General features: G+C 59.4%; 1 protein-coding gene. It reads right to left on the reverse strand.

The window, feature by feature from the left end; translation table 11 throughout:
- Positions 1–838, reverse strand: an 838-nt coding sequence (locus tag I5W_RS17035) for an MCP four helix bundle domain-containing protein (protein ID WP_044530111.1), incomplete at its 3' end; no start/stop codon positions are given.
- Positions 839–1,090: the final 252 nt, after the last annotated feature.

Consider the following 1,090-nt stretch of genomic DNA (forward strand, 5'->3'; position numbering starts at 1 on the left):
CGGAAGAGGCAGTGCTGATGGTATCGGTACCGCTGCGCACGTTGGAGACGATGCCGCGCAGACTGTCGTTCATGTCCTTGAGCGATTGCAGCAGTTGCCCGGTCTCATCCTGCGAATGCACCTGCACGCTGACCGACAGGTCGCCCGCGGCCACCTTGCGCGAGACCACCACGGCGTTTTGCAGCGGCTTGGTGATGCCCAGCGTCAACGCCCGCGCCAGCACGATGCCCAGCAGCAGGATCAAGCCTTCCAGCACCAGGATCAGCATACGGCTCTGGGCGGCGATTTCGTCGATTTCCTTGGTGGTGTCATCGATGTCCTTGCGTTGCACCTCCACCAGTTGGCGCATCAATTGCTGGTAGGTCGCGGCGGTGGGGATGAACACCTTGTCCAGGATGCGCATGGCCTCATCGGTGTTGCCCGCCGCCTTGAGCTTGATGATTTCATCGCGCGAGGAGAGATAGGTCTTGCGCTGCTCGCCGATCTTCTGGAACAGCGCCTTTTCTTCCGGCGTGACCATCAAGGCTTCCACCTGCTTCTGGTACTGGCTGGAACTCTTGGTGGAAGCGGCCGTATCCTCGGCAAAGAAAGTGCTCAACGAGGTGTCGCTGCTCTTGGCAATGGCCAGGGTGCGGCGAATACCCGCGGTGATGTTGGTGTACCAGTCGCCGACCAGGCGCTCGGTCTTGAGCGGATCGTTCATCATCTCGCGCGTGGCGACCGAGACCTGCTCCAGCCGCCACAGGCTGATGGCCGCCACCACTGCGGAAAAAGCCAGGATAACGGCGAAGCCCAGCGTGAGGCGCTTGCCGATGTTCAAGTTGCCAAGGATATTCATGTAAGGTTCGTCCCTATTGGCGCTTCCGAGCGAAAGCGCTTTTTGTTGGTTTTGTATCATTATTGTTTTGGCACGACAGTCCCTGACCGTCGCTGACCTCCACTATGGCACGCAGGGCTAGGCGGGACAAGAAAGCTAAACCCTGAACAAACGGGCAATGCGGTCTCAGTTCCCGCCTGCACTAAATCATCGGCGCAAACCTCCCAGCGCAAGGGAAATGAGGCTCATCCGGCAGCAACTTCGTCATCGCGG

It is taken from the genome of Herbaspirillum sp. B65 (assembly GCF_000333555.1).
Lineage (GTDB): Bacteria > Pseudomonadota > Gammaproteobacteria > Burkholderiales > Burkholderiaceae_D > Herbaspirillum > Herbaspirillum rubrisubalbicans.